This is a genomic window from Mesorhizobium sp. M1066 (assembly GCF_040318635.1).
In the GTDB taxonomy this organism is placed as follows: Bacteria; Pseudomonadota; Alphaproteobacteria; order Rhizobiales; family Rhizobiaceae; genus Mesorhizobium.
On sequence record NZ_JAMYMR010000022.1, the window covers coordinates 1 to 19,366 of the forward strand.

Annotated in this window: 18 protein-coding genes and 1 riboswitch; of the genes, 14 read left to right on the plus strand and 4 right to left on the minus strand. The window is 62.6% G+C overall.

Annotation, left to right across the window (positions count from 1 at the left end; all coding sequences use genetic code 11):
• The first annotated feature begins 211 nt into the window (after positions 1-211).
• The 5 genes from NKH52_RS23305 (at position 212) to NKH52_RS23325 (ending at position 5,671) form a co-directional block, all read left to right on the plus strand.
• Entirely contained in the window at positions 212-1,801 is a 1,590-nt protein-coding gene (locus NKH52_RS23305; RefSeq protein WP_127289700.1) for an ABC transporter substrate-binding protein, read from the plus strand.
• Positions 1,802-1,899: 98 nt separating this feature from the next.
• Positions 1,900-2,739 (plus strand): alkaline phosphatase family protein, encoded by an 840-nt coding sequence (locus tag NKH52_RS23310; protein WP_352736670.1) that lies wholly within the window; start codon positions 1,900-1,902, stop codon positions 2,737-2,739.
• A 271-nt stretch (positions 2,740-3,010) separates the two neighbouring features.
• Entirely contained in the window at positions 3,011-3,577 is a 567-nt protein-coding gene (locus NKH52_RS23315) for a sigma-70 family RNA polymerase sigma factor (protein ID WP_352736672.1), read from the plus strand.
• Entirely contained in the window at positions 3,574-4,242 is a 669-nt protein-coding gene (locus NKH52_RS23320) for an anti-sigma factor (protein ID WP_352736674.1), read from the plus strand. Before NKH52_RS23315 ends, NKH52_RS23320 begins: the two co-directional genes overlap by 4 nt.
• Positions 4,232-5,671 carry a S8 family serine peptidase gene (locus tag NKH52_RS23325; RefSeq protein WP_352736676.1) on the plus strand — a complete coding sequence of 480 codons (1,440 nt, stop codon included), beginning with the start codon at positions 4,232-4,234 and terminating at the stop codon, positions 5,669-5,671. The genes NKH52_RS23320 and NKH52_RS23325 overlap by 11 nt, the downstream gene beginning before the upstream one ends.
• Positions 5,672-5,703: 32 nt before the next feature.
• Here the strand turns inward: NKH52_RS23325 and NKH52_RS23330 are convergent, their stop codons facing one another.
• A complete protein-coding gene (locus tag NKH52_RS23330) occupies positions 5,704-6,726 on the minus strand; it encodes a LacI family DNA-binding transcriptional regulator (protein WP_352736677.1) in 1,023 nt (340 codons plus the stop codon).
• Between the two features lie 362 nt (positions 6,727-7,088).
• Here NKH52_RS23330 and NKH52_RS23335 point away from each other — a divergent pair, with 362 nt between their 5' ends.
• From NKH52_RS23335 to NKH52_RS23355, 5 genes are all read left to right on the plus strand, one after another.
• Entirely contained in the window at positions 7,089-8,444 is a 1,356-nt protein-coding gene (locus tag NKH52_RS23335; RefSeq protein ID WP_352736679.1) for an ABC transporter substrate-binding protein, read from the plus strand.
• Between the two features lie 227 nt (positions 8,445-8,671).
• Entirely contained in the window at positions 8,672-9,685 is a 1,014-nt protein-coding gene (locus NKH52_RS23340; protein ID WP_127289686.1) for a carbohydrate ABC transporter permease, read from the plus strand.
• A gap of 1 nt (position 9,686) precedes the next feature.
• Positions 9,687-10,841 carry a carbohydrate ABC transporter permease gene (locus NKH52_RS23345; RefSeq protein ID WP_352736681.1) on the plus strand — a complete coding sequence of 385 codons (1,155 nt, stop codon included), beginning with the start codon at positions 9,687-9,689 and terminating at the stop codon, positions 10,839-10,841.
• A gap of 4 nt (positions 10,842-10,845) precedes the next feature.
• Positions 10,846-12,510 (plus strand): beta-galactosidase BglA, encoded by a 1,665-nt coding sequence (gene bglA / locus NKH52_RS23350; protein ID WP_352736683.1) that lies wholly within the window; start codon positions 10,846-10,848, stop codon positions 12,508-12,510.
• Positions 12,511-12,535: 25 nt separating this feature from the next.
• The gene (locus NKH52_RS23355; protein WP_352736685.1) at positions 12,536-13,648 is read left to right on the plus strand and encodes an ABC transporter ATP-binding protein; all 1,113 of its coding nucleotides are present in this window, start codon (positions 12,536-12,538) and stop codon (positions 13,646-13,648) included.
• Between the two features lie 77 nt (positions 13,649-13,725).
• Here NKH52_RS23355 and NKH52_RS23360 read toward each other — a convergent pair whose 3' ends face one another.
• The 3 genes from NKH52_RS23360 to NKH52_RS23370 all read right to left on the minus strand — a co-directional run bounded on the left by NKH52_RS23360 (position 13,726) and on the right by NKH52_RS23370 (position 14,498).
• Positions 13,726-13,962, minus strand: coding sequence for a DUF680 domain-containing protein (locus tag NKH52_RS23360; protein ID WP_127289678.1), 237 nt, complete (start codon positions 13,960-13,962; stop codon positions 13,726-13,728).
• 69 nt (positions 13,963-14,031) lie between these two features.
• Positions 14,032-14,229, minus strand: a complete 198-nt coding sequence (locus NKH52_RS23365; RefSeq protein ID WP_352734244.1) for a DUF680 domain-containing protein — start codon at positions 14,227-14,229, stop codon at positions 14,032-14,034.
• Between the two features lie 71 nt (positions 14,230-14,300).
• On the minus strand, positions 14,301-14,498 hold the full coding sequence (locus NKH52_RS23370) for a DUF680 domain-containing protein (protein ID WP_013528268.1): 198 nt from the start codon (positions 14,496-14,498) through the stop codon (positions 14,301-14,303).
• Positions 14,499-15,008: 510 nt separating this feature from the next.
• A riboswitch (cobalamin riboswitch) is annotated at positions 15,009-15,210 on the plus strand.
• A gap of 115 nt (positions 15,211-15,325) precedes the next feature.
• On the opposite strand from NKH52_RS23370, the gene NKH52_RS23375 reads away from it, so the two are divergent.
• From NKH52_RS23375 to NKH52_RS23390, 4 genes are all read left to right on the plus strand, one after another.
• The gene (locus NKH52_RS23375; protein ID WP_352734246.1) at positions 15,326-16,573 is read left to right on the plus strand and encodes an aromatic ring-hydroxylating oxygenase subunit alpha; all 1,248 of its coding nucleotides are present in this window, start codon (positions 15,326-15,328) and stop codon (positions 16,571-16,573) included.
• Positions 16,574-16,597: 24 nt separating this feature from the next.
• Positions 16,598-17,698, plus strand: a complete 1,101-nt coding sequence (locus tag NKH52_RS23380; protein WP_352734248.1) for an FAD-binding oxidoreductase — start codon at positions 16,598-16,600, stop codon at positions 17,696-17,698.
• 129 nt (positions 17,699-17,827) lie between these two features.
• Positions 17,828-18,259, plus strand: coding sequence for a PqqD family protein (locus tag NKH52_RS23385; RefSeq protein WP_127289668.1), 432 nt, complete (start codon positions 17,828-17,830; stop codon positions 18,257-18,259).
• Positions 18,260-18,308: 49 nt separating this feature from the next.
• Entirely contained in the window at positions 18,309-19,358 is a 1,050-nt protein-coding gene (locus tag NKH52_RS23390) for a serine kinase (RefSeq protein ID WP_352734251.1), read from the plus strand.
• Positions 19,359-19,366: the final 8 nt, after the last annotated feature.

The window sequence follows — 19,366 nt, forward strand, 5'->3', positions numbered from 1 at the left end:
CCGACCTGCTGCTCTCCTCGGTTCCGGAGATGGAAATCGGCTGGCTGGAAAAGGCAATCAAGGGACGGCGCATGGCCAGCGCGGGGAACTAGATAGCAAGCCAGCGGTCCGCCAGGTCAGAGAAGCCGGCGTCCGTCATGCGGATGCAATATTAGAGCGCCACACGTCTCGCGGAGGGCGCCGCTCGCAGACTTTTAAACAGGGGTAGGACATGAAGACTGAACTCGATTATCTCGCCGAACTCGCCGGTCAAGGCCGGATATCGCGCCGCGCCTTTCTTGGGCGCGCCGCCGCGCTCGGCGTATCGGCGGCCCTGATGCCGGCGCTGGCCGGCAAGGCATTTGCCCAGACGGCGGTGAAGGGCGGTATCATCAAGGCCGGCCTGCAGGGCGGTGAATCCACCAACAGTCTCGATCCGGCGCTGAATCTCAGTCAGGTTACCTTCAGCTTCGGCAAGCTTTGGGGCGAGTATCTTGTGCGCCTCACACCAGACAACAAGCTGGTCAACCTGATTGCCGAAGAAATTGGCGCCTCAGCCGACGCCAAGACATGGACGATCAAGATCCGCGATGGCATCGAGTTCCACAATGGCAAGACGGTCGGCGCGGAGGATGTTGCCGCCACCATCGAGCGCCATGCGGATGAGAAGTCCAAGTCCGGAGCACTCGGCATCCTGAAGAATATCAAGGGCGTCAAGGCAAGCGGCAAGGAAGTCATCGTAACGCTCGGCGACGCCGATGCCGACTTCCCCTACCTGATGGCCGACTACCATCTCGTCATCCAGCCGAATGGCGGCAAGGACGATCCGAATGCCGGCATCAGCGCCGGTCCCTACAAGGTCAGCGTCAACCAGCCGGGCGTGCGCCATGGCGGCGAGCGTTTCGCCAATTACTGGCTGGGCGACAAGGCCGGCCATGCCGACCAGGTCGAGATCATCGTCATCAACGATGCAACGGCACGGTTGGCTGCATTGCAGGGTGGTCAGGTACACATGATCAACCGCGTCGAACCCAAGGTCGTCGATCTCGTCAAGCGCATTCCCGGCGTCAGCATCGAGAACGCCTCGGGCAAGGGCTACTACCCGTTCAACATGTTCTGCGACACCGCCCCCTTCGACAGCGGCGATCTCCGCATGGCGCTGAAACTCGCCATGGACCGCGACGAGATGCTGGAAAAGATCCTGCGCGGCTATGGCTCGGTGGGTAACGACTTCCCGATCAACGAGGCCTATCCGCTGTTTTCCGCTGACATCGAGCAACGCAAGTTCGACCCGGAAAAGGCGGCGGCAGCCTACAAGAAATCAGGCCACAGCGGCTCGATCGTGCTGCGCACCTCGGACGTCGCTTTTCCGGGCGCCGTCGATGCCGCACAGCTCTATCAGCAGTCCTGCGCCAAAGCCGGCATCAAGATCGAGATCAAGCGCGAACCCGGCGACGGCTACTGGTCTGAGGTCTGGAACAAGCAGCCTTTCTCGCTCTCCTATTGGGGCGGACGCGCCACGCAGGACCAGATGTATTCCACCGGCTATGTCTCGACCGCCGACTGGAACGACACGCGCTTCAAGCGGCCGGAATTCGACAAGATGCTGTTTACCGCGCGCGGCGAGCTCGACCAGGCCAAGCGCCAGGCGATCTACCACGACATGGCAGTGATGATGCGTGACGAAGGCGGGCTGATCGTGCCCTTCTTCAACCAGTTCATCGACGCGGCCGCCACCAACAAGATCGGCGGCTATGCCAAGAGCCCTATCGGCGAAATGATGGACGGCTACGCGCTTGCCGAGTGCTGGCTCAACGCTTGAGCGGACTCTGATCGTCCGATTTCATCTATCAAGAACGCCGTGTGCCCGGGACGGCACACGGCGTTCCCGTTTCAACCGCCAACCGCATGGAGCAGCCCATGGCGCTCAAATCCAAGCTTTTGCTGATCATCCTCGATGGCGTGCCTTACAGGAACTGGCGCCGGCTGATGGGCAATCTCGAAGGTTGGGTGCAATCGGGCGAAGCCCGGGTCTGGAAGATGCGCTCCGTGCTGCCGTCGACCTCGGCCTGCTGCTATGCGTCGATCCACACCGGGGTTTCACCGCAGGTGCACGGGATTCTCTCCAACGAGAACCGGTTCCGCGTCGAGCAGCCCGATATCTTCTCCGAGGTCAGCAAGGCAGGCGGCAAGACGGGGGCGGTGACCCATTCCTACTGGTCGGAGTTCTTCCGCGCCTATCCGTTCGACCTGGTCGAGGACATGGAATTCGACGAGCCAAGCGGGCCGATCACGCATGGCCGCTTCCACACCATGACTGGTTACAATCTCCGCAACCAGATGACGCCCAGCGATGTCGACCTGTTCGCCACGCTGACGATGCTGACGAAACGCCATGGCATCGACTACGGCATCCTGCACACCTGCACGCTGGACTCGATGGGACACCGCTTCGGCCACGACTGCCACGAGATGGACCATGCCGTCTATGCGATGGACGGCATGCTGGCGGCCTTCCTGCCGCGCTGGATCGAAGCCGGCTATGAGGTGATCGTCACCGCCGATCACGGCCAGACCGATCGTGGCCATCATGGCGGCCACGACGACGAGATGCAGGATTTCGCGCTGTATTATTTCGGACCTGGAATGGGGCCGCAGGCCGACACGCTGCTCGACCAGCTGCAGTTGGCGCCGACAGTGCTGAGCCGACTGGGTGTTCCGGTGCCCGCGACGATGAAAGCGAAGCCGTTTTTGGGGTGAACTGAATGCGACGTTGGCGTCCCCTCTCCCCGTCCTTTACGGGGAGAGGGTAAGGGTGAGGGGCAGCGCCAAAGTCGAATATAAGACCTCACGCCGGCGCCGCCCCTCATCCGCCTGCCGGCACCTTCTCCCCGTATAGTGACTGGGAGAAGGGATGCTCTGGCAACCGCCTCGCTCTTCGGTTAGCCTCCCAAAAATTCCTTGGCGGAGGATGAACCTTTTTGGACCGATCAGCGACAGAGCAGACAGGAGCCAGGCGGCTCGACCGGCCATGACGGCAGCGACGGAGACCGATCGCACTCTCGTCGACCGGGTCGCGAAGGGCGACCGTGCCGCCGTGCGGCTCCTGTTCATGCGTCACCACGCGCGGGTCTACCGCTTCGTGGCGCGCCAGACGGGATCGGAAATGATGGCCGACGATATCGCCAACGAAGTCTTCCTCGAGCTGTGGCGCCAGGCGCCGGGCTTCGAAGGGCGCTCCGAAGTCTCGACATGGCTGCTCGGCATCGCCCGTTTCAAGGCGCTGTCCTTTCTGCGCAAGAAGAAGGAAGACTGGATCGACGACGAGGCCGCCGCCGCGGTGCCCGACGGCGCCGACACGCCGGAAGTCGTCACCATGAAGGAAGACAAGGCCGCCGCCCTGCGGCGCTTCGTCGACACCTTGCCCGAAGAGCATCGCGTCGTCATCGATCTTGCCTATTATCACGGACAATCGGTGAGCGAGATCGGCGAGGTGCTCGACATTCCGGTCGCCACCGTCAAGACCCGGATGTTCTACGCCCGCAAGAAACTCGGAGAGGCCCTCAAGGCCGCCGGTTACGACAGGGGGTGGCCATGAGCGCCGCTGAAAAAATGTCGCGCCGCGACGAAATGGAAACGCTGCTGCCGTTCTACCTGAACGGCTCGCTGGAAGGTTCCGACCTGGAAGCGGTCGAGGAATGGCTGGCCAGCGATCCGGCCGCACTTGCCGCCCTTGGTGAGGCTGAAGCCGAATTCTCCGGCGCCACGGCCGCCAACGAAGCAATCCGGCCGCCGGCCGATGCGCTCAGCCGCTTTGCAAAGGCACTCGACGCCGAGGCCGGGCCTGCGCGCAAGCCGGCAGGATCGTCCTGGCTGGCGCAGGCCTGGGGCCGCTTCATGGCGGTGCCGGTCGGTGTCGCCTGGGCCGCGGCCGCGGTCCTGCTGGCCCTGGTCATGGTGCAGTCGTTTGTCGAGCCCGGCGGCAAGGGCAGTGATTTCGAGATTGCCGGCGCGCAAGACGATCTGGCGAAAATGCCGTTCGCCCTGGTCAAGTTCAAGCCGGATGCGAAGGTGTCGGACATATCCGCCTTCCTCGGCGGCAACGGGCTGAAGATCATCGGCGGACCGACCGCCGACGGCGTGTTCCGGCTTGGCATCCCGGCTGCCAACGCAGCCGACTACACCAGGCAAATCGGCCTTGTTGCCGCCCAGCCCTTCACGGAGACTGTGATCGAGGGAAGGAAACCCGTTGATGGCGGCTGAGGCGGTCATTCGATTTGCGGCAGTGCTTGCGGCGGCGATGACAATCGTCGCCGTGCCCGCGTCGGCGCAGACCAACGATCCCAATCCAGACCAGACCAAAATCGACTGCCGCGACGGGACCAATGCGGCGGGAGCCGACTGCGCCAAGAACGGCAATGACACAAAGGACGGATCGGACGCAGGCCAATCCGGCGCCGTCTTCCTGCCGGCGCTGATTTTCGACCTTTTCCCCAATCCGGCGGCACCTCCGACCCCTGTGCCGACGCCACGGCCGGCACCCGCGACGCCGCCTGCCGATACTCAAGCCGGCCCCCCGCCTGGCGGCCCGATCGTCTCGCCGACCGATCTCATTGCCGTTCAGCCGCCGCGCGCGGTGGTTGGCGATTTCGTGCCCGACGAGGTGCTGGTGACCGTCGACGGCGGTGCCGGCGCTGTCCAGCAGATCGCCGCCTCCTTCGGCCTGCAGGTGCGCTCGCAGCGCCAGTCGCGGCTGCTTGGCACCACGCTGGTGCGCTTCGGCATTCCCGACGGCCGGCCCGTCGGCGTCGTGCTGGCGCAACTGGCCGCCGACGGCCGCACACAGCGGCGCGAGCCCAATCACGTCTATTCGCTGCAGCAGGCCGCCGGCATCGTCAACTATGCGTTCGACCGCATTGCGCTCGATTCCAAGCAGGCCAGCGGCGAGAACGTCCGCATCGCGGTGATCGACACCGGCATCGATGACACCAACCCGGCGCTGTCGGGCGTCGTTGCCGGGCAGTTCGACGCCATGCCCGACGTGCCGATCGAAAAGCGCGATCACGGCACGTCGATCGACGGCCTGATCGCCGGCGTCGGCGCGCTGGAGGGCATGGCGCCGGGCGCCAAGATCTATCATGCCCGCGCCTTCGAGGGCGGCAAGTCGACCATGGACGTCATCCTGTCGGCGCTCGACTGGGCGGCGGAACAGGACGTGCGCATCATCAATATGAGCTTCGTCGGGCCGAAGAACGATTTGCTCGGCGTCGCCTGCCGCAATGCCCGCGCGCTCGGCATGGTTCTGGTCGCCGCAGCCGGCAACAACGGGCCGAAGGCGCCCTATGGCTATCCGGCGGCCTTCGATGGTGTCATCGCGGTCACCGCCACCGATGCCAGGGATGGGCTGATGCCGCAGGCCAATCGCGGCGCCTATGTCTTCATTTCGGCGCCCGGCGTCGAGATGGTGGCGCCGAGCGGCGCCGGTTCGGACGTGGTCACAGGCACCTCGTTTGCGGCGGCGATCGTGAGCGGCGCCATCGCCAATCTCATCCATGCCGCGCCCGGCCGAACGGCGGACGACATCGAGAAGGCGCTCGCGGCCACGGCCAGGGATCTCGGCCCTAAGGGACGAGACAATGATTTCGGCTATGGGCTGCTGGACATCAAGGCGGCGGGGGCTGCGAAGGAGTAAGGTCGGCGCTTGCAGCGCTTCGGGAGACAGTTCTAAACAGGCGCTCCCGCCACCGATCCCCTGACCACCAGGTCGACCGGCCAGACCTCGCCGCGGGCGCCCTCCTCCAGGCCGGAAATCCGTGCCGCCAGCCGCTCGGCGACACGGGCGCCGGCGAGACGGATCGATGAACGCGTCGTTGACAGCGGCACCGAAAAATTTTCCGGCCTCAGCCAGGGGAAGACATCGTCATGGGCGATCAGCGACACGTCGCCCGGAATGCTCAGGCCGAGGTCGCGCACCGCACGCACGACGCCCAGCGCCATGATCAGGCTGGAGCAGGCGATCGCCGTCGGCGCGTCGCCTTCTTCCAGCAAACGCCTGGTGGCGCGATAGCCGTTCTCCTCGGTCATATCGACCGAGCAGACATGGCGTTCGCTCAATGACAGTCCGCTCGCGGCAAGCGCCCGGCGCACGCCGCGTTCGCGATGGATGGCGAAGGTCTCGCGGTCGTCACCGTTGATCAGCGCCAGCCTCCGATGACCGAGCTGGATCAGCAGCCTGGCCGCCTCGTGGAAGGCGCCCTCATTGTCGATGTCGGTAAAGGCATAGTCGAAATCGAAGCCCTCGCTGCGGCCATGGACGATGAAGGGAATGCCGAGCGTGTTGACCAGCGCCACGCGCCGGTCGGCGGGCCTTGGAGAGGAGATATAAACAGCGTCGACCTGCCGGTTGGCGACGATGCGCCGGTAGGTCGTCTCCTGGTCGTCGGCGTCGGCCGGCGACAGCACAAGGTCGAGCTCGTGCGAGCGGGCATAGTCACCAAGGCCGGACAGGAACTCGACGAAATGCGGATCGATGTCGACGGACGCACCGGTCGGCAGGACATAGCCGATCATGCCGGTCTTGCCGGTCGCCAGTCGGCGCGCGCTCGGGTTGGGACGATAGCCATGGCGCTTGGCGGCATCCATGACACGCCTGCGCGTCTCCTCGTTGACCTCGGGATAGCCGTTCAGCGCACGGCTTACCGTGGTTTGCGAAAGTGCCAGCATATGGGCGAGCTGCTTGAGGTTCACGAAAGGTCTCCATCCCTCAAAGCGCTTTTAAATTGAATCGACCCAAGTCCCAGCGGGCCCGAGCCATACCAAGCCTAACCATAAACGCGGTTCGGGCTTGTTTGAAACAAAAACTGCTGCTGCATCGCCATAATAGTATGTTGCAGCGCACTTTCAGGGGCGCAAATGCGCGAACCTAAATCGATTAATCCGCCAGCCTCTTGACTTCCTAGCAATTCAATGGCGTGATCGAAAAAGCCAAAGCGCTTTGGAAGACTCTTCGAAAGGTTGCGGTTCCTTTCCGACTGAGTCACAGTCCTGCGGCGTCGGCGGGCGGAATGGAGGTTCCGTCCGGTGTGTGAGACCCACTGGGAGGAATACCGATGAAGAAAATGCTTTTGCTGGGTGCTGCGTTTGCCACGTTCGCCCTGAACGCGCCCGCGCAGGCCGAACTGAAGTTCAAGCCCGGCGAAGACAAGCGCTTCAACTGGGCGAACTACGACGAGCTCAAGAAAGTCGACCTCAAGGGTGAGACACTGTCGATCTTCGGGCCGTGGCGCGGCGAGGACGAAGGCCTGGTGCGCGGCGTTCTCGACTATTTCTCGGAAGCCACCGGCGTCGAGATCAAATACTCCTCCTCGGAGAATTACGAGCAGCAGATCGTCATCGACACACAGGCCGGCAGCCCGCCGAACATCGCCGTGCTGCCGCAGCCGGGCCTGATCCAGGATCTGGCATCGAAGGGCCTTTTGACGCCACTCGGTGACGACACCGCCAAATGGGTCAAGGACAATTACGGTGCCGGCCAGTCATGGGTCGATCTCGGCACCTTTAAGGACAAGGACGGCAAGCCGGGCTTCTTCGCCTTCCCTTACAAGGCCGATGTGAAGTCGCTGGTCTGGTATTCGCCGGATAATTTCGAGGAAGCCGGCTACAAGGTGCCGAAGACGCAGGAAGAACTCGCCGATCTCGAAAAGAAGATCATCGCCGATGGCGGCAAGCCGTGGTGCATCGGCCTCGGCTCCGGCGGCGCCACCGGCTGGCCGGCGACCGACTGGGTCGAAGACCTGATGCTGCGCACCCAGCCTCCGGAGGTCTACGACAAATGGGTGAAGAACGAGATCCCGTTCAACGACCCCGCAGTGGTCAACGCCATCGACATTTTCGGCAAGATCGCCACCGACGACAAGATGGTCGACGGCGGCGCCAAGGCGGTTGCGGCGACCGATTTCCGCGACAGCCCGAAGGGCCTCTTTTCGGTGCCGCCGAAATGCTACCTGCACCACCAGGCATCGTTCATCCCGACCTTCTTCCCGGAAGGCACCAAGGTCGGCCAGGACGCGGACTTCTTCTACTTCCCGCCCTATGCCTCCAAGCCTGAACTGGGCACGCCCGTGCTCGGCGCCGGTACGCTGGCGATGATCACCAAGGACAGCAAGAGCGCGCGCGCATTCATCGAATTCCTGAAGATGCCGCTCGCCCACGAGATCTGGATGGCCGAAGGCGGCTTCGTGACGCCGCTCAAGTCGGTCAACAAGGATGCCTATGCCAGCGACGCGCTGAAGAAGCAGGGCGAAATCCTCGCCAATGCCTCGACTTTCCGCTTCGACGGTTCCGACCTGATGCCGGGCAAGATCGGCGCCGGCGCCTTCTGGACCGGCATGATCGACCTGGTCGGCGGCAAGTCGGCGCAGGACGTCGCCGCCGACATCCAGAAGAGCTGGGACGCGATCAAGTAGCGGCGGCACGTAAGCGGACCAACCATTCTCGCACTGGATCCGGGCCGTACTGGCCCGGATCCGACGGCGGCCTGTGCCGCAGCCTTTCGTCATGAGCGCATCGACATGAAGCGCGATCGGCAATGTGCGCAAGCCGCCGATGACGCGCTCCAAACAACTGAATCGGCGCCTGGTCCCTGTCATCAAGGTCATTCCTTGTCGGGTCATGCGCAGGGGGAGAGGGACCCATGGCGGCTCAGATTTTCTCGGCCATATTCGTCATCATCATCGGGGTCGGCGGTTGCGTCGCCTATTTCTGGGGCGCCAACAAACTGGTCGACCTGATATTCCCGTCACGCGGCGTCGCCGGTGCCGCGGCCATCGACAATCTGCGCCGGCAAGGACTGGTCCGACCATGGCTGTTCGTCGGCCCGGCGATGATCATCCTCACCATCTACCTGATCTATCCGGTGGTCGAGACGCTGCGGCTGTCGTTCCTCGATCGCAGCGGCATCAATTTCGTCGGCCTGGCGAACTATGAATGGGCGTTCGGCGATCGCGAGTTCCGCAACTCGATCCTCAACAACATCATCTGGCTGGCGGTGGTGCCGGCCGCCTGCACCTTCCTTGGGCTGATCATCGCCGTGCTTACGGACAAGATCTGGTGGGGCACGATCGCCAAGAGCCTGATCTTCCTGCCGCTGGCGATCTCCTTCGTCGGCGCCAGCGTGATCTGGAAATTCATCTACGAATATCGCGGCGAAGGCCAGACGCAGATCGGCATCCTCAACGCCATCATTCAGCATTTCGGCGGCCAGCCGCAGGTCTGGATATCGCTGCCGTTCTGGAACAATTTCTTCCTGATGATCATCCTGATCTGGATCCAGACCGGCTTTGCCATGGTCATCCTGTCTTCCGCCCTGCGCGGCATTCCCGAAGAAACGCTGGAAGCCGCCGTCATCGACGGCGCCAATCCGTTCCAGATCTTCTGGAAGATCATGGTGCCGCAGATCTGGGGCACCATCGCCGTGGTCTGGACCACGATCACCATTCTGGTGCTCAAAGTGTTCGACATCGTGCTGACCATGACCAACGGCCAGTGGAACAGCCAGGTGCTGGCCAATCTGATGTTCGACTGGATGTTCCGCGGCGGCGGCGATTTCGGCCGCGGCGCCACCATCGCCATCATCATCATGATCGCGGTCATTCCGATCATGGTCTGGAACATCCGCCAGGCGAACAAAGAGACGGGAGGACATTGAGATGGCCGTCGCGACCGGAAATTCCTTCGCCAGCCGCTTTGGCGTCCACATCGCCGTGCTCATCTTCGTCGCGATCTGGACCATACCGACGCTCGGCATCCTGGTCTCGTCGCTGCGCGACAAGAACCAGATCATCGCCTCGGGATGGTGGAACTCGTTCGCCAGTTCCACCCAGACGGAAGCCGGCCGGCTGCCGCCCGCCTCGGCGCAAGTCGAGAAGGACAGCAAGTTCCTCCTCGAGGGCAATATCTTCGGCGACGGCACCAAGCGCGACATCAGCGCCTTCGGCGTCAAATCGGCGGCACCGACGCAATATCCCGCCGGCACCACAGCCGATCTCGGCGACGGCGTGACCTTACAGCTCAATGCCGACGGCAGCTTCGTCATGCAGTCCCCGAAAGCATTCGAAGGCGATCGCGGCCAGCGCGTCTATTATGCTTCGTCGGCGCCGCCGAAATTCACCACCGACAATTACAGAACCGTGCTGTTCTCCGAGGGCATCGGACGGTCATTCATGAATTCGCTGACCGTCACTATCCCAGCGACAATCATCCCGATCCTGATCGCCGCCTTTGCCGCCTATGCGCTGGCCTGGATGCGGTTTCCCGGCCGGGCGCTGCTGATCGCGGTTATCATCGGCCTGCTGGTGGTGCCATTGCAGATGTCGCTGATCCCGTTGTTGAAACTCTATAATGGCGTCGGCGCTTTCTTCGGCATGCCGTCGAAGACCTATCTCGGCATCTGGCTGGCGCATACCGGCTTCGGCCTGCCCTTCGCCATCTACCTGCTGCGCAGCTACATTGCCGGCCTGCCGCGCGAAATCATGGAATCGGCGCGCATCGACGGCGCCAGCGATTTCGAGATCTTCGTCAAGATCGTCTTGCCGCTGTCGTTCCCGGTGCTGGCTTCGTTTGCCATCTTCCAGTTCCTGTGGGTATGGAACGATCTGCTGGTGGCGATGGTTTTCCTCGGTACAGAGGCAGACCAGATCGTGCTGACCGCCAAGCTCAACGCGCTGTTGGGCTCGCGCGGCGGCGACTGGGAGATTCTGACGACATCGGCTTTCGTGACCATCATTGTGCCGCTGATCGTGTTCTTCTCGCTGCAGCGCTATTTTGTCCGCGGGCTGCTTGCCGGCTCGGTGAAAGGAGGCTGAGACGATGCAATCCGCTTTGAAGGCCAACTCGAAGCCTGACCTCGCCATCGATCGCGACTGGTGGCGGGGCGCGGTAATCTACCAGATCTATCCGCGCAGCTACCAGGACTCGAATGGCGACGGCATCGGTGATCTCAAGGGTATCATAGGCCGCCTCCCCTACATCGCCGCACTCGGCGCGGACGCCATCTGGATTTCGCCGTTCTTCAAGTCGCCGATGAAGGATTTCGGCTATGACGTATCGGATTACTGCGATGTCGATCCGATGTTCGGCACGCTGGCCGATTTCGACGCGCTGACCGCGGAGGCACACAGGTTGGGCTTGAAGGTGATGATCGACGAGGTGCTGTCGCACACCGCCGACAACCACCCATGGTTCAAGGAAAGCCGGTCGAGCCGCACCAACAATAAGGCCGACTGGTATGTCTGGGCGGACGCCAGGCCGGACGGCACGCCGCCCAATAACTGGCTGTCGATCTTCGGCGGCTCGGCCTGGCAATGGGACACCAGTCGCCAGCAATATTACATGCACAATTTCCTGGCCGAACAGCCCGACCTCAACTTTCACAACCGCGAAGTCCAGGACGCATTGCTCGACGTCACCCGCTTCTGGCTGGAACGCGGCGTCGATGGTTTCCGGCTCGATACCATCAATTTCTACTTCCACAGCCAGGGTCTGGAAAACAATCCGCCGCTGCCGCCGGAAGAGCGCAACGACCAGACCGCGCCGGCGGTCAACCCCTACAACTACCAGGACCATCTCTACGACAAGAGCCGGCCCGAGAACCTCGGCTTCCTCGAACGGTTCCGTGCCCTGCTCGATGAATATCCGGCAACCGCAGCGGTCGGCGAGGTCGGCGATTCGCAGCGCGGGCTTGAAGTGGTTGCCGCCTACACCGCCGGCGGCAAGCGCGTGCACATGTGCTACTCCTTCGATTTCCTGGCGCCGGAAAAGATCAGCGCGGGCAAGGTCCGCTCGGTGCTGGAATCCTTCGGCAAGGTCGCCAGCGACGGCTGGTCGTGCTGGGCCTTTTCCAACCATGACGTGATGCGCCCGGCGTCGCGCTGGGCCGCCAATGAGGCCGACCCGACAGCCTATCTCAAGGTCATCTCGGCGCTGCTGATGTCCCTGCGCGGTTCGGTCTGCATCTATCAGGGCGAGGAGCTTGGGCTCGGTGAAGCAGAGCTGCGCTTCGAGGATTTGCAGGATCCCTATGGCATCCGCTTCTGGCCTGAGTTTAAGGGCCGCGACGGCTGCCGCACACCGATGGTGTGGGATGGCGGCGCCAAGAATGGCGGCTTCTCCCCAGCAAAGCCCTGGCTGCCGGTGCCGGCCAAGCATCTGGCGCGAGCGGTCAATGTCCAGCAGGACGACGAGACTTCGCTGCTCGAGCACTACCGGCGCTTTCTCAGCTTCCGGCGTGCCCATCCGGCGCTCGCCAAGGGCGACATCAATTTCATCGAAAGTGAGGGCGACACCGTTGCCTTCACGCGCCGCGCAGGCAACGAGCAGATCCTCTGCGTCTTCAATCTGGGAGCCGGGCCGGCCAAGGTTGACCTTGGCGGCCGATCGCTGCAACCTCTGCCCGGGCACGGATTTTCGGGGCAGGCGAACAGCGGTTCCATCGAACTTGGCGGCTACGGCGCCTGGTTCGGGCGTCTCGACTGAATTTCCAATCACTGGAGGAAACCAAATGGCCGATGTCACGCTAAGACAAGTGAAGAAGTCCTACGGCAATCTGAACATTCTCCATGGCATCGACCTCGATATCAAGTCGGGCGAGTTCATCGTCTTCGTCGGCCCGTCGGGCTGCGGCAAGTCGACATTGCTGAGATCGATCGCCGGGCTCGAGGAAATCACCTCCGGCGAGCTTAGAATAGCCGGCGAAGTGGTGAACGACGTGCCGCCGTCGAAGCGGGGCATCGCCATGGTGTTCCAGTCCTACGCGCTCTACCCGCACATGACTGTCTACGACAACATGGCGTTCTCGATGAAGATCGGCAAAGAGAACAAGGCCGAGATCGACCGCCGCGTGCGTCAGGCCGCCGAGATCCTGCAGCTGACCAAATATCTCGACCGCCTGCCCAAGGCGATGTCCGGCGGCCAGCGCCAGCGCGTCGCCATCGGCCGCGCCATCGTGCGCAATCCCAAGGTGTTCCTGTTCGACGAGCCGCTTTCGAACCTCGACGCGGCGCTTCGCGTCGCCACCCGCATCGAAATCGCCAAGCTCAAGGAATCGATGCCCAACACGACCATGATCTACGTCACCCACGATCAGGTCGAGGCGATGACGCTGGCCGACCGCATCGTGGTGCTCAAGGACGGCCATATCGAGCAGGTCGGCACGCCGATGGATCTCTACAAGAAGCCAGGCAATCTGTTCGTTGCCCAGTTCATCGGCTCGCCGGCCATGAACATCCTGCCCGCGACCATCGACAAGTCAGGCAATTCGACCGTCGTCAGCCATGTCGGCGGACGCAAGGCAACCGTGCCGATCGCAACGCCTGCTTCGGCGAAGGGTGCTGCGGTGAGCTTTGGCGTGCGGCCGGAGGACCTGATCATCGCCAGCGGCGCTGACTATCTGTTCGAGGGGACGGTCGACTATCTCGAGCAGCTCGGCGAGGTTCAGCTAGTCTATGTCGACATCGGTCGCGCCGACCTGCCGCTGGTGACCAAGCTGCCCGGCAATGTCGAGGTCAAGCGCGGCTCGACATTGCGGCTGAGCGCCAATGGCGAGGACCTGCATATCTTCGACGCTGACGGACGGTCGTTTGCCCTTCATGAGGCTGAAGCGAAGGCGGCCTGAGGCAGGACCGCGTCTTGGACGCAAAAAGAGCGGCGGGCTAGCCCCGCCGCTCTTTTGTTGAAGATTAGCTTCGGCTGTTAACGGCCGAAGAGATTCCGGTCGCTGCCCTGAGGGGCGGACTTCTCCACGTCGCCCGACGAATTGAGCAGCTTCTCGACGAGGCCACCGCTGTTGCGGACCGAGCTCGTATGCGCGCTGTCAACCGAAGTAACCGCAGGCTGACTGGCGCCATTGGAGCCAAAGTTGTCGCTGCCGGCGAACGCGCTGCCGGTGATGGCCAGAACGGCGGCGGCAGCAATAAGGATCTTGTTCATTTTAATCTCCTGAATTCTGGATTTCGCCAGGACGGCAGACACAGCTGCCGTCGCTTGCGAAATTGGCTGTTAGCGACCGAAGAGGTTACGGTCGCTGCCCTGAGCGGGCGTCTGGGCAGCCGGTTCCGAGGTCTTGGTGGAAGCCGTGTACGACTGGTCCACTGCGGCGGCAGGCTGGTTGGAGCCGTTCGAACCGTAGTTGTCGCTGCCGGCGAAAGCGCTGCCGGAGATGGCCAGAACGGCGGCGGCAATGAGGATCTTGTTCATCTTAAATACTCCTGAATGTCTGAATTTCGCCATGGCGGCGGGCGAGCCCGCCGTCGACTGGGAATCGGCTGTTAGTTGTTGCCGAAGAGGTTGCGGTCAGCACCCTGGGCAGGCGCCTGAGCAGCCGGTTCCGACTTCTTGGTCGAAGCGGTGTACGAGCTGTCGACAGCAGTGGCTGCCGCGGCGTTCGAACCGTAGTGGTCGCTACCAGCGAAGGCGCTGCCGGAAATGGCCAGAAGGGCTGCGGCAGTGAGAATGATCTTTTTCATTTTTGGTACTCCAGTATCGTCTTTTTTCCGTCCGTCTAGCGGCGTGTCTTTGGAAATGAAATCGCGTCGTTCGGACAGCCCCGATGTGGGAGGGCAGCCCCGTCTTTTCCAATCACGAAGTTGTTTCGTGTGGACCATGAATCTACACCTTGAAATTGTGCCAAGGGAGTCTAGAGATAGATTTTTCTTCTTTATATCAGCGTGTTAGGTTTAACCACCTAACGGATCACTGACTGTTTCAAAGGCCCAGCGTTCACACCGTCCTGCACGCACCGTCAACAGAAACGAACCGTTCGGTTCGATTTTAGAGCAAGCTAATAGTCACTTTTCGAAACCGTTAACCTTTTTTGACCCCGCCAAGGGATCCGATTCGGGGATATCGCAGCCGGCAAAATGGCCATCCGGGAGGTGGATTTCAGCCCGCGACGGTCTGCGGGAACGTTCGCATGCCGTGTCGCGCCGCATGGATACGATGTCGTTTTCATGCCGACGGCGCGCCCCCGATCGTGGTTAGATCATACCATCTCAGGTGCCGCTTCGTGACGACGAGGCGGAGAATTGGGAAGCCGGTCAGAATCCGGCGCTGCCCCCGCAACGGTGGTGGAGTTCAAGTCGCAACGGGAGACCACTGGGCAACTGCCTGGGAAGGTGTCGCGATGGTCCGCAAGGACAACTCCAGAGCCCGGAAACCAGCCCGAGATTGTTAGACTCGACTGATCGCGGTGGGCGGTCAAGAGGTGGATAGCGCATGTCTGGCACCTAGCCGGCCTGCGTTTCAATCCTTCCTCCATCACCACCAGTTCAGTCCTTAGAAACGAGGACAGGACATGGATACCCGCAACGACATGCTGAGGCTCCTGAAGGGGCGCCGGCAAGGCTTTTCGCTGGAGCAGCCCTTTTACACCGATCCGGACTACTTCAAGCTCGACATGGAGCTGATCTGGTATCGCGACTGGCTGTTCATCGGCCATGATTGCGAACTGCCGAAGCCGGGCAGCTACATCACCGTGCAGATCGGCGACTACCCGGTCGTCCTTGTCCGCGACCAGCACGGCAAGATCAACGCCTTCCACAATTCCTGCCGCCATCGCGGCAGCCGCGTGTGCAACGCGGAGAAGGGTACGGCGGCAAAGCTCGTCTGTCCGTATCATCAGTGGACCTATGAGCTGGACGGCCGCCTGCTGTTTGCCCGCCAGATGGCCGACGGTTTCGACAAGAGTGATTTCAGCCTGAAGCCGGTCGCCTGCGAGAGCGTCGGCGGCTACATCTTCATCTGCCTGGCCAAGGAACCGGCGGATTTCGCGCCGATGCGGGCGATGATCGAACCCTATCTTTTGCCGCACCGGTTGCGTGAAGCAAAGATCGCCTTCGAGAGCACGATCGTCGAGAAGGGCAACTGGAAGCTGGTCTGGGAAAACAACCGCGAGTGCTATCACTGCGCCGCCAATCATCCTGAGCTGTGCAAGACCTTCCCCGAGGCTCCGACCGTGACCGGCGTCAACGGCGCCGACAGCGACCCTGAAATGGTCGCGCACTGGGCCAAATGCGAGGCATCAGGCCTGCCGAGCAAATTCCGCATCGATCCGGCAGGGCAGTACCGCGCCACCCGCGCGCCCCTGCTGCGCGATGCCGTCAGCTACACCATGACGGGAAAACGGGCAGTCCAGAAGAACCTGTCCGACAGCGTTTCAACCGACCGCATCGGCTCCTTGCTGCTCTATCACTATCCGACGACCTGGAACCATATCCTCGGCGACCACGCCGTCACCTTCCGCGTGCTGCCGATCAGTGCCACGGAAACCGCGGTGACGACAAAATGGCTCGTCCACAAGGATGCGGTCGAAGGCGTCGACTACGATCTCGCTGAGCTTACCCATGTCTGGACCGAGACCAACGATCAGGACCGCCGCATCGTCGAGGAAAACGCCTTCGGCATCTTGTCGCCGGCCTACGAACCAGGCCCCTATTCGGAGCTGCATGAGGGCGGCGTGATCCAGTTCGTCGAGTGGTACGCGTCGTTCATCGGACCGCGCCTCGCAGAAGGCGACCGGCCGGCCCTGCGCAGCGTCGCCTAGCCCAGGGGACAGAGGATGAATGCGATGACGGACCTTGGCCTCTATCGCCATCTCGACCAGATGACGCCCTGGAACGACAGGCTGCAGGTGCTGGAAGTGATCGGCGTCAGTGACGAAGCGCCTGACGTGAAGACCTTCACCTTCCGCTCCGACAACCAGACCTGGTTCCGCTACAAGCCGGGCCAGTTCGTGACGCTGGAACTGCCGACATCGGACGGGCCGCTGATGCGCACCTACACGCTGTCGTCCTCGCCGTCGCGGCCGTTCTCGATCGCGGTGACGGTCAAGGCGCAGGCGGGCAGCACCGGTACGCGCTGGATGTTCGACCAACTGACGCCCGGTTCGCACGTCAAGGCCTATGGGCCGACCGGCGACTTTTCGCTGCACAGCCACCCGGCGGCCAAATATCTGTTCATTTCGGCCGGCTCCGGCGTGACGCCGATGATGTCGATGCTGCGCTGGTTGAACGACTGCGCGCCATGGACAGATGTCGGCTTCGTCAACTGTGCGCGCCGCCCGGAAGAGATCATTTTCCGCAAGGAACTTGAGCTGCTCGGCAGCCGCATGCCCGGCCTGTCGCTCGGCTTCATGATCGAGGAGCGGTCGAGCCGCGAGGGCTGGTTCGGCCATATGGGCCGCATCGACGCGATCCGGCTGCCATTGCTGGCGCCCGATTTCCGCGAGCGCGAGATCTTCTGCTGCGGCCCCGATCCCTTCATGCGCGCCGTGCGCGGCATGCTGGACGCCGCCGGCTTCGACATGGCTAAATACCATCAGGAAAGCTTCGCGGCGCCTGCCGTGGAGGAGATCCCGGCGCCGTTCTCGCCGCCGGCGGAAGACGGCGCCGCTGCTCCTGTCGAGGCCGTGACACCAATCCGTTTCTCGCTTTCCGATGTCGATGCCGAATGCGTCGCCGGCCAGACCGTGCTGCAGACGGCACGCGCCTCTGGGGTGCGGATTCCCGCCGCCTGCGAGTTCGGCCTGTGCGGTACCTGCAAGGTGAGGAAGGTCGCGGGCGACGTCGAGATGAGCCACAATGGCGGCATCCTCGATCACGAAATCGAGGACGGCTTTATCCTCGCCTGTTGCTCGAAGCCGCTTTCGGCGCTTGAAATCGAAGCGTGACCGGCTGCGCTCGCCCGGAGCCTGCGCCATCTTGCCAAAAACCCTGCAAATGGTTAGACGCCTGCAACGGTGGGGTTGACCGTAAGGCCCGAAGATCATCTCCGCGGCCTGCTCGGCGGGGGAGCAAATATGCGACAATCCGGCATCTATGCCATTGCCAGCAAGGATATCGTCTTTGAATCCTTCGACGGCGAAGCCGTCGTTCTTGACCTGACCACGGGCAAATATTTCGGCTTCTCTGATTCAGGCAGCAGACTTTGGGATGCACTGTCGTCCGGCGTGCCTGCCTCCGAACTGGTCGGCGCCGCGACCGGAATTGGCGCCCTCGATGCCGCCGCGATTGACGGCTTTGTCTCACAATTGCTCGAATTCGGTTTGCTGGCGGCCGTAACCGATGGCATGGCAAGACCGGTTCCAAGCGAATTGCTGGCTCAGCTCGCCGCTGCCAGAGAGCCCCTCAAGGTCGACATCCATGACGATCTCGCCGATCTCATTGTCGTCGATCCCATCCACGAGGTCGAGGAGCCCCTCGGCTGGCCCGCGGTGAAGCAAGCCAACTGAAGCGCCCATCAGGTTCTCGTTGCCGGACAGCTCCGGAACAGGCAAACCCATGCCGAACGTCACTCTCGAAAACCTGGTTGACTACGCACGCCATGTCCTAGCGCAAGCAGAGAGCAGCGCCGCGCATTATCCACTGACCCGCAAGGCGAGCTTGCCGCATCTGGAGCTGACCGCGCATGTCAGCGCCGGCGCATTGGCGGATGCCGTCGCTCATGGCTTTGTCACGGCTCCGGGCAGCCGAACGCCTGCCGACATCTGCCGCATCTTCGTCGCGCACCCCGGCATTGACGGCATCGCGGTACCGGCCAGTTGGGGCCAGGGACCCTTCACGCAGCATGGCTTCGCCACCCAACTGGCGGGAGCTGGATTGCGCGGCAACCATTTCCACGACCTGGATTTCTGGCAGTTCTATGATCCGCAACGTCGCGTTGGCGTGCAATTGATGGCCTCGGCCGATGCCTTTCCACCGTGGGAGCCGGGAGCGCCGCTGCGCCCCTTCCTCCATTGGGAATATGCGGCACGTGGCATGCGCCTTGCCCATGCCGGCACGCTTGGCGCCAATGGCAAGGGCGTCCTGCTGGCCGGTGCGGGCGGGGCCGGGAAATCCGGAACCGTCGCCGCCGGCCTCCTCAACGGACTGGACAGCGTCGGCGACGACTATGTGCTGGTCGACCTTGCCAACGGCGTGACTGCCCGCCCGTTGTTTTCAACACTCAAGCAGGATCCCCAGGGGTTCGCGCGGCTTGGGCTGAAGCACCGGCTGAAGGCGCATGGTCCTCTCAACTGGCAAGGCAAGCATACTTTTCACATTGATGACATTGCGCCTCGGCCGGTGCCCGAAACTCTGGACATGGTTGCGCTGCTGGTGCCACATATCGACGGTGGCGGGGCAAGTTCGATCGTGCCGGTGTCGCGCAGGGATGCCATGATCGCCTTGGCGCCGTCCGGCATAGCGCAGATGCCGGGCGAGCGGGAGAGCGGCTTTCGCTTCTTCAGCGACCTGACCCGCCTGCTGCCGTGCTATCGTCTGTCGCTGGGGACGCAGCCCCAGGAGATAGCCGGCACGATTGCGGACTTTCTCGCGCGGGGCGATTCGTGAAACTGAGC